Annotated in this window: 10 protein-coding genes; 4 read left to right on the plus strand and 6 right to left on the minus strand. The window is 62.6% G+C overall.

The window, feature by feature from the left end:
• Window positions 1-72: 72 nt before the first annotated feature.
• From NKL04_RS22575 to NKL04_RS22585, 3 genes are all read left to right on the plus strand, one after another.
• Window positions 73-750: a sugar transferase gene (locus NKL04_RS22575; RefSeq protein WP_023668816.1), complete on the plus strand. Its 678-nt coding sequence runs from the start codon at window positions 73-75 to the stop codon at window positions 748-750.
• Between the two features lie 218 nt (window positions 751-968).
• Window positions 969-2,192, plus strand: coding sequence for a polysaccharide biosynthesis/export family protein (locus NKL04_RS22580; RefSeq protein ID WP_023702343.1), 1,224 nt, complete (start codon window positions 969-971; stop codon window positions 2,190-2,192).
• A gap of 177 nt (window positions 2,193-2,369) precedes the next feature.
• Window positions 2,370-3,461, plus strand: a complete 1,092-nt coding sequence (locus NKL04_RS22585; protein ID WP_023711268.1) for an acyltransferase family protein — start codon at window positions 2,370-2,372, stop codon at window positions 3,459-3,461.
• Window positions 3,462-3,471: 10 nt separating this feature from the next.
• On the opposite strand, the gene NKL04_RS22590 is transcribed toward NKL04_RS22585, so the two are convergent.
• The 5 genes from NKL04_RS22590 to NKL04_RS22610 all read right to left on the minus strand — a co-directional run bounded on the left by NKL04_RS22590 (window position 3,472) and on the right by NKL04_RS22610 (window position 10,825).
• The gene (locus NKL04_RS22590) at window positions 3,472-4,755 is read right to left on the minus strand and encodes an O-antigen ligase family protein (protein ID WP_023689977.1); all 1,284 of its coding nucleotides are present in this window, start codon (window positions 4,753-4,755) and stop codon (window positions 3,472-3,474) included.
• Window positions 4,756-5,043: 288 nt separating this feature from the next.
• Window positions 5,044-5,871, minus strand: a complete 828-nt coding sequence (locus tag NKL04_RS22595) for an SDR family NAD(P)-dependent oxidoreductase (protein WP_023702345.1) — start codon at window positions 5,869-5,871, stop codon at window positions 5,044-5,046.
• 95 nt (window positions 5,872-5,966) lie between these two features.
• Entirely contained in the window at window positions 5,967-6,452 is a 486-nt protein-coding gene (locus tag NKL04_RS22600; protein ID WP_023702346.1) for an acetone carboxylase subunit gamma, read from the minus strand.
• Complete coding sequence (locus NKL04_RS22605; protein ID WP_023694214.1) at window positions 6,449-8,653, minus strand: hydantoinase B/oxoprolinase family protein; 2,205 nt, start codon at window positions 8,651-8,653, stop codon at window positions 6,449-6,451. The genes NKL04_RS22600 and NKL04_RS22605 overlap by 4 nt, the downstream gene beginning before the upstream one ends.
• Window positions 8,654-8,665: 12 nt before the next feature.
• Window positions 8,666-10,825 carry a hydantoinase/oxoprolinase family protein gene (locus NKL04_RS22610; RefSeq protein WP_023702347.1) on the minus strand — a complete coding sequence of 720 codons (2,160 nt, stop codon included), beginning with the start codon at window positions 10,823-10,825 and terminating at the stop codon, window positions 8,666-8,668.
• Between the two features lie 110 nt (window positions 10,826-10,935).
• Between NKL04_RS22610 and NKL04_RS22615 the strand changes: the two genes are divergently transcribed.
• Complete coding sequence (locus tag NKL04_RS22615) at window positions 10,936-11,715, plus strand: helix-turn-helix transcriptional regulator (protein WP_023702348.1); 780 nt, start codon at window positions 10,936-10,938, stop codon at window positions 11,713-11,715.
• 19 nt (window positions 11,716-11,734) lie between these two features.
• Here NKL04_RS22615 and NKL04_RS22620 read toward each other — a convergent pair whose 3' ends face one another.
• Entirely contained in the window at window positions 11,735-12,316 is a 582-nt protein-coding gene (locus NKL04_RS22620) for a DUF1349 domain-containing protein (protein ID WP_023702349.1), read from the minus strand.
• Window positions 12,317-12,320: the final 4 nt, after the last annotated feature.

The following is a 12,320-nucleotide window of genomic DNA, read 5'->3' on the forward strand; positions in this document are numbered from 1 at the left end:
ATTGTGTGTTGCGCTGCAGCATTTTTTTGGTATCGTGGCATAAACCATCCGTTCAACGTATGGAGCTTTTGCATGAGGGACGTTGCCAAGTCGGCCAATGCGGCATTTTCGCATGTCGGCGTAGATTTTCCGCCACCCATCGGCGGGCTGCTGAAGCGCAGTTTCGATATTTTCGGTTCACTTGTCGGCCTGGTGGCGCTTAGCCCGCTCTTCCTGATGGTGGCCCTTCTGGTCAAGCTTTCCGACGGCGGCTCGATCTTCTACGGCCACAAGCGCATCGGACGCGGTGGGCGGATTTTCCCCTGCCTCAAGTTCCGCACCATGGTCGAAGACGGCGAACGTGTGCTGGCCGCCTATCTCGCGGCCAATCCGGAAGCCAACGCCGAATGGATCGCGACCCGCAAGCTGAAGAACGATCCGCGCGTCACCCGCGTCGGCGCCGTTCTGCGCAAGCTCAGCCTCGACGAGCTGCCGCAGATCATCAACATCCTGCAGGGCGACATGAGCCTTGTCGGGCCTCGCCCGGTGGTGCGCGACGAGCTTGAGATCTACGGCAGCGCCGCGGTCTATTATTTGAAGTCGCGGCCGGGCCTGACCGGGCTCTGGCAGGTCAGCGGACGCAACGATGTCTCCTATGACAGTCGCGTCGCGTTCGACCGTCACTATGTCGAGAACTGGTCGCTGTTCGAAGACGTTCGCATCATCCTCAAGACCGTGCCCGCGGTGTGGATGTCGCGCGGTTCCTACTGACCGACCGCAACTGGTCAGCAATCGGGCCGGCACGGCCCAAAGCCAATCCGGTCCAAAGCTATTCGGCGATGGGCCGGTCTCGCATTGCAGCCATAGTGTTCTGCCAGGTTCCGAAGGAGGCACTCGGCAGCAGGCCTATCGGGCGGATGGGGCCAAAACGGATCGGAAAAGTTCAGTTGAAAACAGACATATCAGCGTATTTTCGCCTTGCCGGCCCGATGCGGCCGGCACGGCTCGTCGCCACGTGCCTCGCTCTGTCGCTCGCGGTTCCAGCCATGGCCGACGAGTACCGGCTCGGCTCGCAGGACAAGCTCAACATCCGCGTCGCCGAGTGGCAGACGGTGGAAGGCACGTTCCGTGACTGGTCGGCGGTAAACGGCGAATATTCGGTCGGTCCCGCCGGCAATTTGTCGGTGCCGTTCGTCGGCGAACTGCCGGCCGCCGGCAAGACCACGTCGGAGGTTGCGGCCGCGATCAGCGTCGCCCTGCAGCGCAAGCTTGCCTTGTCGGACAAGCCGGAAGCCTCGGTGGAAATGGTGCAGTTCCGGCCGTTCTACATCTCGGGCGAGATCCAGACGCCTGGCCAGTTTCCCTATGTGCCGGAGCTGACCGTGCTCAAGGCGATCAGCATCGCCGGCGGCATCCGGCGCAACGCCGATTTCGGCACCCAGCTCGGCAAGGACCTGATCACCGCCAAGGGCAATTTCGACATTTATGACGACCAGCGCGTGCGGTTGATCGTCAAGCGTGCCCGCATCGATGCCGATCTCGCCGGCAAGGAGAGTTTCGAGGCGCCTAAGGAAGTCGAGGGCGACCCGCGCCTGGCGACAATCGTCTCCGACGAAATGCAGATCCTGATCTCCGACCAGAAAGCGTTGAAGCTGAAGCTGCAGGCGCTTGACGATCTGAAAGGGGTCCTGCAGTCCGAAATCGAGGCGCTGCAGAAAAAGATCGTCAACCAGCAAAAGCAGGTCGACCTGGCGCAGCAGCAGGCGGACAGTATCGGTCCGCTGGCGCAAAAGGGCCTGGTCGCCAACGCACGCCTGCTTTCCTCGCAACAGTCGGTCACCGATCTGCAGGGCAAGATCCTGGACTATGAGACGGCGATCCTCACCGCCAAGCAGTCGGTCAGCAAGGCGACGCAGGATGCCATCGATGCCCAGAACACGTTGAACTCGAGACTTGCCGCCGACCGGCAGCAGGTCGAAGCAGACCTCAACGAAGCCGCACTCAGGGTCAACATGCAACAGGGCCTGATGGCCCAGGCATCGGACCCGGCCACGACCGCCGCCATCACAAACCACAATGAAGAGCCGGCGCTCATCTATTCGCTGGTGCGCGTGACGGACGGCAAGACCAGCGAGATCGACGCCAAGGAAGATACGCCGGTGCTGCCGGGCGACGTCATCAAGGTGAAGCTGGCGCCGACGGCCAGCCAGTAACCTGTTTGTTTGGAGCAATTCCGGACGGAAAACCGTTTCCCACTTTTCCCGGAATTGCTCTAGCGCTCGGGCTCGCTCGGCGAGGCCCGCGCGATGGAGGCGGGAGGAACCAGTTCGGCTCGTTCGCGCCAGGGTGCGGGCGGGAACTTCCGTTTTTCGACCGCTTGAAGGCATTCCATGCAGCCCGCCGCACCGCGCCACGTCTACCTCAATCTCGATGCCATCCGCGGCGTCGCGGCGATCAGCGTCATGCTCTACCACTTCTCGCCGTTCCTGGCCGCCGGCAAGGTGCTGCCGTCGAGCTATTTGGCCGTCGACCTGTTCTTCCTGCTCAGCGGCTTCGTCATCGCGCATGCCTATGACCGCAAGATCGAAAACGGCATGGGCGTCGGCACCTTCGTGGCGATCCGCCTGATACGCCTCTACCCGCTCTACCTCGCCGGCACGCTGCTCGGTTTCTTCTATCTCGTCGTCAAGAACCGGCTGATTCCGGCGGAATACATGCCGATCTCCGAGATCGGCACCATGCTGACGACCGGCATGTTCTTCATCCCGCTGGTCAGCGATGCCTATCACACGATCTTTCCGCTCAACCCCGCGTCGTGGTCGCTGTTCTTCGAGCTGATCGTCAACATAGCCTATGTCGCCGTCTTCTTCCTGCTGACGAAACGCGTGCTGAGCACGCTCATCGCCGTCAGTCTGGTGTTGCTGGTGGTCGTCTCTATCATTGCCGGCACCCTCGACTTCGGCATGACCGGATCGACTATCATCAGCGGCCTGCCACGCGTCTGTTTCTCGTTCTTCCTGGGCGTGCTGCTTTGCCGGTCCATGACACGCTATCAAAGCGGGCTCGGCTTTCTGCGGCGCGGCTGGTGGATAGAGGCCGCGATCGCACTGACGCTCGTTGTCTTTGCCATCGCGCCGGTCGGCGGCGCGCGCGTCGCCTACGATCTCGCCTGCGTCGTCTTTGTTTTCCCGGCGCTGGTGGTGGTCGGCACTATTGCGCCGACGGCGCCGCGCCTGTCAGGCCTCTATGGCTGGCTGGGGCGGATTTCCTACCCAATCTACATCATCCACACGCCGCTGCTGATGATCATCGCCGGGGCGGGCAAGGCCGCAGCGATCGACCCGTTCGCGCATCATCCCTGGTTCGGCATCGTCATGGCGGTTTCCGTCATCGTCATCGCCGACATCGCCACGCGCCTCTATGACGAGCCGTTGCGCCGCTTCCTGCAGCGGCTGATGCTGCGCAAGCGCGCCGTCGCCTGAGATAAGCAAGTCAGACGCGCGCCGGCATGCGGCCGTTGGCGGTGTTCTCGTCCGGCACCGGAACATAGGCCCGCCTTGCCCTGGCGAGCGGCACCGGGCGCAGCTTGAACAGGCCGTAATAGACGATGAACGAGGCCATGAAATAGGGGCCGAGGATCTCGACCTCGAAGAAGGAGCGGATCAGCATCATGCCGACCGCGCCGGCGAGCACCACTGAATCGGCGCTCCAGTCACCGAACACCACCTTCGAAACATGGCCCCAGAAGGAGCGCAGGATGATCAGCGCCAGCATCGTCACGCCGATGAAGCCGAGCTCGACCAGCGTCTCGATATAGGTGTTGTGGAAATGGAAGCCGGTGCGGGTGGAGATGTAGAACTCGGCCCAGAGCCGTTCCGGATCGGCAAAACCCTGGATCCAGTAGGCGGCATAGCCATAACCGAGCACCGGACGCTGCTGCGCGGCGGCCCAGCCCTGTTCCCAGAGATAGGTGCGGCCGGTCAGCGTCGAATCCTTGCCGAAGATGCCGAGCACGACATCGAGCAGGCCAAGGTTCAGCGCAGCCATCACACCGCCGACCAGCGCGGTAGCGCCGACGACGAACAGCACGCGGCGGTAGCGGCGTGACAGAACCTTGCTCATGGCAAGCAAGGCAACGACACCGATCACCGCCGGAAGCGAAGCGACCGACGTCGCCGAGTGGGCGATCGCCAGCATATAGACCGACAGCAGGATGATCGGCGCGGTCCAGACGAAGCTCATCCAGTTGCGCCGGTAGAAGGCCAGAAAAGCGAAGCAGAAGAAGATGCCAAGCGAGGCGAAGAAGCCGATCTGGTTCTTGGAGCCGAAGGCGCCGACGAAATTGGTGGTGCCGTCGATAGTGTCGAGCGCATAGGCGCCAACCTTCAGCGAATACAGCAGCACGATGAAGATGCCGATTAGCGAGCCCAGCACCAGCGTGCGCGTGCTAATGGTGCGCGCCGCGATGTAGGCGCACAGCATGTGGGAGAAATATTGCAGCCCCGCCCGCGCGCTGGTGCCGGCCGCTTGCGACCAGAACAGCGACAGGCAGACATAGGCCGCAAACAGCAGCGGCAGCCAGGCGCTGGAGAGATCGCGGGCGAAACGCCGGTAATCGACGAACAGCAGCGGCAGCCATACCAAATAGTAGGCGAGGATCAGGATCTGGCCGAAATTGGTGGAGTAGGCGAAGGCAAACACCGACACCGCAACGGCGAAGGCGGCATAGGCCTTGTTGTTGTCCGGATCGATCAGAATGGATTTCGGGATCTTCATATCCGTACCGGATTTCTCATGCTACCGCCTTTCGGCTGGGCTTAAGCGCCCATGGTCGGCTTTTCTGCGTCAGGTCCGCCCTTACATGCGAGATCGCCGGAACCTGCCCTTGCCGGACCCGATCAGCGGGCATCCATTGTGCAGTGCACAATATAACCTCTATCGCCTGTCACTCAATGGTAAATTTGCCGCGAGGGGTAAAGTTGCCGCGGGCAGGGCCAAAACGACCATGCAACCGACAAATGGCGTTAATACGGCTCGCTCGTTTGAAAATTCAAGCGGTGACAGCTACCACAGCGCTCCGCCGGTGACCTGAATGTTTTCCATGGTGATGCCCTTGGCCAGATCCGAGCACAGGAACACGGCTAGTGCCGCGATTTCCTGCGGCTGCAGCATGCGCTGCTGGGGATTGCCCTTGGCGATCTCGGCCATCGCTTCCTCGGCGGTTCTGCCCTTGCCCTCACGCTCGACGACCTGCGTCACGTTGCGGCGCATCAGTTCGGTCTCGACCCAGGTGGGGCTGATCATGACGCAGGTGACACCGTGCGCGGCGCCTTCCAGCGCCACGCAGCGGGTAAGGCCGAGCAGCCCGGCCTTCGAGGCGCAGTAGGCCGGGTTGTCCTTCCAGCCGACGGAAGCCGCCGTCGAGCCGATGTTGACGACACGGCCCCAGCCGCGCTCGATCATGCCGGGCAGCACAGCTCGGGTGACGCGGAACGCTCCGCTGAGATTGGTGTCGACGATCTTGTCCCACAGTGCGTCGGAATGGCCGCAGACCGGCTGTTCGGCGGTGGTGCCCGCGGCATTGACCAGTATGTCGGCCGGGCCGATGGCGGCCTGCGCGTCAGCCGCAAACCGGTTGGTCACATCGCTGTCGCGGACATCAAGATGGGCGGCATAAACCCTGGTGCCGTGGGCAGACAGGGCCAACCGCACGCGCTCGATTTCATCTGCGCCGGGATAGTAGGCGGCGTCGGTTCTTTCGGCGCCGGCGGGGACGATGTAGGAGCCGACCGCTACATTGACGCCGGCTTGCGCCAACGCCGTCGCAATCGCGAAGCCCATGCCGGAAAACCCGCCGGTGACGATCGCGCTGCGGCCGGAAAGGTCTGTCATGGGCAGTGAATCTCCGATACGATGTTTGATGCGATAGTCTTAGACCCAGCCCGGTGACGAGCGCTACCTTGCCTGCAGCGCTGGTCACCACGTCGCTAGAGCGGTTTGCCCAGCCACTGGCGATAGAAGCCTTCGAGATCGGGTTCGAAATCATGCACGATCGGATAGCCGGGTGCCGCCGCCTCGACCTCGTGCATGGTGCCGCATTCCGGACAGATGAATTCGCGGATTTCCATCCATTGCGGATCGGGGATATCGCTGTTGGGATAGATCTCGCGCAGCGCTTCCTCGGTGTTTCGCACGTTGATCGCAGCCTTGAGCTTCCAGTTCTTGCGGTAGTCGCCGAAGGAGTGGCCGCATTCGCAACGGGTGATGCGCTCGTCGCCGCTCTGGCAGATGAACAGGTGATCCGAGACCGGCAGCAGGATCGGGTCCTTCCAGGTGACACGGTCCTGATAGACGGCGAGCATCTTGAAGAAGCGGTCGTCGTCCTTGTAGGCGCTCATGATGCGCTTTGTCTGAGGCCAGGGGAGCTTGCCGGCTGAGAGATCGCCGAGGACTTCCTTGCTGTACGAGGTCATGGCTTTGCTCCCGGCATGAAGATCGATCTGGCGTCGACGGTCCAGAAATCGCTGAAATCCCTGGTGAAGCGCGACGACAGCTTGATCGCGCTGGCATACATTTTCTTCACCTCGGGCGCGAAGTCGGCCTTCTCGACACGGCCGCGTTCGGCAGCGATCCAGTCCGAAACCGGGATCGCCTTGGCCAGACGCTCTCTGCGCATGGCGGCACGACGTTCGACGGTGGCGTCGATATCGGCAACCGGATAACCCTCGGCGTCGTCCTTCAGCACGATGCCGAAAATCTGGATCGCCGCCTGGCGGGTGAGAAAACCGTTCTCGACATCCCAGGCGGTCTTGACCGGATCGCGCTCCAGCACGTCGCCGTAACCGCCGCCACCATTGTAGGAATGGCTGAAGATGTCCCCCGACTTGTGCGGCGAGGTGATGTAGGGGCCTTCGACCACGGCATGGTCGCCGCCGATGTTCTTCTCGTAGTCGGAGACATGCGGATCGATACCTGGGGCATGCGCGAGCGGTTCGCCTTTTGCCGCCAGTTCGTGGATGTTGGAGTTGCGCACCGCGCGATGCTTCTGGCAGGTCGGCGCGGGATAACCGCCGCACATGCCGCCATTGTCGAATACCCGCGAGGAGTGTTCCGAGGTGTGCAGTCGCAGGTGCGAGGTCTTGTTGATCAGCCAGGTCGAGACGAAGGAACAGCCGCCGCGATATTTGCCGGCGCCGCCCGAATTGGGCATGATCGAGCGGCCGATATAGACCATCGGCATCGACTGTTCCCAGACCTCAATGTTGCCCATGTCGGATTCCGGATTCCAGCCGACATAGGCGGTGTCGAGGCCATCGGCGATGGCCAGCGCGCCGGAGCCGGCGGCGGCGCATTCGAAATGCGCCATGCCGAACGGCGTACCGTACTGGCTTTCGCCGCCCATCTCAATCATCGGGCTGTTGACCTGGCCAACGAAGGCTTCCTCGACGAAGCCGCGCGCGACGAAGCCGCGCGACAAAAGGCGCTGGAACACGCCATAGGCCGGCAGCAGCAGCGCCCAGGATGTGGCGGTCGCCACCATCTCATTGTCGGGGTTGGTCCAAGTGCCGTGCGGCAGCTTCAGCTCGGTCGCCATCCAGGCGCCGTCATTGACGAGGCCCTCGAAATTCATGTGCTGGGTCAAGGTGACGAACATGCCTCCATCCATGCCGGCCGGCGTGCAGTTCATCGAATGGTAGCCCCAGGGCTGCGTGCCTTCGAAGTCCATGGTGATCTTGCCGTCGGTGGTGATCTCCATCTCGATCGGGATGTTGTAGAGCCAGTCGGGATCGCCAAGCAGCTGGAAGCCGGGCTTGCCCGCCGTGACATGGCCGTAGAAGGTGTGGCCGCGATAGATGCCGGGCACGGTGAGCTGGCGGGTGCGGGCGAGCTGGGCGCGACGGCCCTCCTCGATGAACTCCTTCGACACCTTCATCCAGTAGTCGAGGCCGATCTCGGAGATCAGCTGCTTGACGCTTTCGCGCATGTCGATGCAGGAGGCGACCTTGGCCTTCTCGTCGAGCACCCAGTAGATCGGCATGCGCAGATTGCGCTCGCAGCGGATGACGTAGTCGCGGCGGATCTCGTCATTCTCGCCGATCTTCTCGGCGCAGACGAACAGGCCTTCGGTGAAGCGCTCCTGCGCCAGGCAGACGTCGCCGCCGGGCGTGATGCCGCCGGCTTCGAGCTCGTGGCAGACCGCACCGGCCCAGCCGACCAGCGTGCCTTCATGGAAGATCGGCACCACGTCCATGACGTCGGGCACCTGCACGGTGCCGATGAAGGCATCGTTGTTGGCAAAGATGTCGCCTTCGCGGATCTTCGGGTTTTCCTCGTAATTGTTCTTGATCATCCATTTGATGAAGCGGCTCATCGTGTGGACGTGGACCATGATGCCGTTGGACAGCGCGATCGCATCGCCCTCGGGCGTATAGATCGCCACCACCATTTCGCCGACTTCGCGCACGCCGGGCGAGGCCGAGATGCGGCGGGCCATTTCGCGGGCCGAGACGCAATAGGCGCGCAGCTTGGTGTGCAGCGTCTCGAATTTCAGCGGGTCCTGGTTGCGTAGCGTGAGCTCGGTGATGCCGTCATAGCAGCCGGTCTCTTCCATCAGCCGTTCTGAATCGAGCAGCCGTTCGCGAAGGCGCAGGGCCGAGGCAGGTCTGTCCAACATGGCGGTGCCCTTTCAAGAATGGGTGTAATGCAGCAGCGTCCACTCATCGACGTGGACACGGTCCTGCGGATGAACAACGAGCGTGGTGGCGGGATGTTCGATGATGGCCGGACCGATCACCTCATGGCCGGGCTGCAGTAGGTCCATCTCGTAGAGATTGGCCTTGTGCCAGCGTCCCCCGATATAGGCCTCGCGCACGCCCTTGTGCGCTGCTGCCGGGGCCGACTTGCCGAGCGGGCGCTTCAAGAGCACCGGCTTGACCTTGTCGGCGGTGGCGATCAATCCGAGCTCGGTGATGGTGAAGCCGGCTTCGCCATAGCGCGAAACGCGATGGTTGACCTTGGCGTAGACCGCCTCGAACTCGTCAATGACCCTACGCATGTCGTCAGCCGAATTGACCTCGGCGAGCGGTGCCATGACCTCGACGTCCTCGAGCTGGCCGGTGTAGCGCATCATCAGGAACGGCACGGTCTTGATCTTGTCTCTGATATGGCCGTCGCTGATCATCTCGTCGACCGCCGCCTTGGTGAGATCATTCCAGACGTCGGTGACCTTCTTGCCGAAAGCGAGCAGCTCGTCATCGCTTGCGCGGGCGCCAATGTCGTGCTGCGTCGACACCGAATGCCGACGCATGAAATCGGCGGTGGTGCAGCCGAAGGCCGAGAAGGCGGCGGCAAACTGGAAGGTGATGATGTCCTTGAAGCCGATGCCCATGGAGCAGCCGGCCAGATGCAGCGGACCCGAGCCGCCATAGGACAGCAGCGTGAATTCCGAGGGATGGATGCCCTGGCCGGAAATGACCCGGCGCAGCGCGTTGTTGGCATCGGCTTCCAGCATGTCGATCATGCCTTCGGCAGCCTCCTCGACCCCGACGCCAAGGATGCTGGAGCATTTTTCCTCAAACGCTTTGCGCGCCTTCTCGACCTGCAAGACGACCTTGCCGCCGAGGAAATAATAGGGGTTGAGGCGGCCTAGTATGGCGTCGCAATCGGCGATGGTGGGTTCAGTGCCGCCCTTGGCGAAGCAGATGGGGCCGGGGTCGGAACCGGCGCTTTCCGGCCCGAGCGAGACTTTCTTGGTCAGCGGGTCGACCTTGAGGATCATGCCGGCGCCGGCGCCGATCGTGTCGAGATGCAGCGTCGGCACGTTGAGCTTGAAACGGTCCATCAGCGGCTCGTTCTCGATCCGCGTCTGGCCGCGCGAAATCACGCCCATGTCGAAGGAGGTGCCGCCCATGTCCGAGCAGATCAGGGAGTCGTTGCCGATGAGCTTGCCGACATAGGCCGCGCCGAGAATACCGCCGATCGGGCCGGAAATCATGGTTTCGTGCAGGCGCGGATGGTTGATCGAGGTCAGGCCGCCAAAGGACAGCAGCGTCTGCACGCCGTATTTGAAGCCGTATTTTTTCGAAACGTCCTCGATACCCCTAAGCTGCTTGCGGCCGCGCGACGTCGCGTAGGCTTCGATCAGCACCGAGTTCAGCCGCGACTGTTCGCGGATGACCGGGCGGACCTCGTGGCTGGTGTAGATGAGGATGTCGGCGCCGGCTTTCAGCACCTCCTCGCGGCATATCTCGGCGATGCGCTTTTCGTGCACCGGATTGACGTGCGAGAAGATGGTCATGATGCAGATCGCCTCGACCTTGTCGGCAATCAGCTTCCTGGCCGCAATCGCGACTTCATGCTCGTAGAGCGGCAGCACGATGTCGCCGAACTGGTCGATGCGCTCGGTGACGCCATGGGTGCGACGGCGCGGCACCAGCGGATCGGGATGATGGTGGGTCACCGCATGCAGCCGGTCGGCATAGGAATAGTCGGCCCAGGCCTGCAGGCCCCGACCCATCAGGATCATGTCTTCCAGACCCTTGGTGGTGATCAGGCCAAGCCGGCGCCCGGTGCGCGACAACAGTGTGTTGAGCATGCCGGTGCCGGAATAGAGCACGACGTTGACGCCGGAGAACAGCTGCTCCAGCGAGATGCCCCAGGCGTCGGCCGCGTCTTCGGCCGATGCGAGGAAGCCTTCGGCCTCGTTCTTCGGCGTGGTTGCCGACTTGCCGATCTTGAAGTGGCCGTCCTGGTCGACAAGGATCGTGTCGGTCATGGTGCCGCCGGCGTCGATGCCGATGACGATTGGATTGCCGACGATGGGGCTGGTGAGGTTGGGTTGGGTCACGGTCGCCTCAGGATTGCTGTAGGATGGCTCAAGCTAGATTCCTTGGGCGGCCTTGCGCCATATGCCAAAAGACACAATGTCCGCCGGACCGGGATCGCCGAGAAAAGGGCATGCGCATGGGCAATATCTGGGGGCCGCTCGCCAGGGCGATTGCCGCCACCGGTACGGACAGGCATGTCGACTGCCTGATCGACCTGATCGGCGCCGACATCGAGCACGATCTCGTCACCGTGACCCGATATTCGGCGACGCAGACGCCGGAATTCATCAAGCACCGGCGCTTCTCCGACGAGATGGTCCGGCGCTATCTCGACAATTACTACGTCTTCGACCCGTTCTATGCCTCGTGGCGGCGTGAACGCCGGCTGGGCATCCTGCCGCTGAAGCGGCTTGCCGACGACGAGGCCAAGCGCGGCCAGTACATAGCGGGCTTCCTGGCGCAGTCGGAAATCTGCGACGAGGTCGGCATCATGCTGGCCGATGGCGGCGACTGGTGCCTCGGCATCTTCCTCGACCGCTCGACCTCCACCTTCAAGGAGAGCGAGATCGCCCTGCTGGACGAGCGGCTGCCGGTGTTCGAGGCGCTGCATGCACTCGACATTGAGGCGCGGGGGACGGAATTCTCCCGCACATCGGCGCCGACCGGCCCCGGCGCCTCGCCCCGGCAGGAGCCGACCATCCCGGCGAGCCTGTGGCCGGAGCTGTCGCTGCGCGAGCGGGAATTGGTGCAGCTGATCCTCGCGGGTCACCCCACCGCCAACATCGCCGAGCGGCTCGGCATCACCGTCGGCACGGTGAAGAACCACCGCCGCCGCATCTACGAGAAGCTCGACATCACCACCGAACGGGAGCTGTTTTTACAGTTCTTCCAGCATCAGGCAGACGGTTAGTCCGCCATCGATATGGCCGTCAGTCGTGCAATTGCCTGGAAATCGGCGGGCCGACAGTAAAGCCGGAGAATGTTACCTCAAACCCTTCGCGCTGCGGCGAGCAGCACATCATGCCGACATCGACGGATTTGGAGATCGGGAAATAAGCCAGCCGCACCGGCTTCCACTTGCCATCGGTGGTATCAAGATATTGGATGCGGATCGCCTCGGCATGGCGGGTCAGCCGGATGCGCACGCCGTCGGGGCCGGTGGGAATGCTGAGCAGCGACCAGTCCGAGGTGTCGTTGGTAACCACCACCGAAAAGTAAGCCAGCCCGTCGGTGTATTCGATGCCGGCCTTGATCCAGTGCGTTTCACTCAGCCGCAGCATCAGCCCGGCCTGGTCGTAGAGCACCTTGTAGTCGCCCTTGACGGTGACTTCGGCGCTGAAGTCACCCTCGACCGGCCGATACAGGAAATGGCCATTGTCACGCCAGAAACCGTAAAAGGTTTCGCGCCAGAAGTCGGTTTCCTTGCCGGTGCGCACATGCACCGTAGTGTCACCGACAACATGATGCGGCGGCGGGTTGAGCCAGGTCAGTTCCTCTTTCGCCGAAGTCACCTAT

The sequence above is a fragment of the Mesorhizobium sp. C264A genome (genome assembly GCF_040324515.1).
Lineage (GTDB): Bacteria > Pseudomonadota > Alphaproteobacteria > Rhizobiales > Rhizobiaceae > Mesorhizobium.

Excerpts from the sequence above, each read along its gene's own strand:
- NKL04_RS22575 (WP_023668816.1), top strand. The coding sequence starts at position 73 with ATGAGGGACGTTGCCAAGTCGGCCAATGCGGCATTTTCGCATGTCGGC.
- NKL04_RS22580 (WP_023702343.1), top strand. The coding sequence starts at position 969 with ATGCGGCCGGCACGGCTCGTCGCCACGTGCCTCGCTCTGTCGCTCGCG.
- NKL04_RS22585 (WP_023711268.1), top strand. The coding sequence starts at position 2,370 with ATGCAGCCCGCCGCACCGCGCCACGTCTACCTCAATCTCGATGCCATC.
- NKL04_RS22590 (WP_023689977.1), bottom strand. The coding sequence starts at position 4,755 with ATGAAGATCCCGAAATCCATTCTGATCGATCCGGACAACAACAAGGCC.
- NKL04_RS22595 (WP_023702345.1), bottom strand. The coding sequence starts at position 5,871 with ATGACAGACCTTTCCGGCCGCAGCGCGATCGTCACCGGCGGGTTTTCC.
- NKL04_RS22600 (WP_023702346.1), bottom strand. The coding sequence starts at position 6,452 with ATGACCTCGTACAGCAAGGAAGTCCTCGGCGATCTCTCAGCCGGCAAG.
- NKL04_RS22605 (WP_023694214.1), bottom strand. The coding sequence starts at position 8,653 with ATGTTGGACAGACCTGCCTCGGCCCTGCGCCTTCGCGAACGGCTGCTC.
- NKL04_RS22615 (WP_023702348.1), top strand. The coding sequence starts at position 10,936 with ATGCGCATGGGCAATATCTGGGGGCCGCTCGCCAGGGCGATTGCCGCC.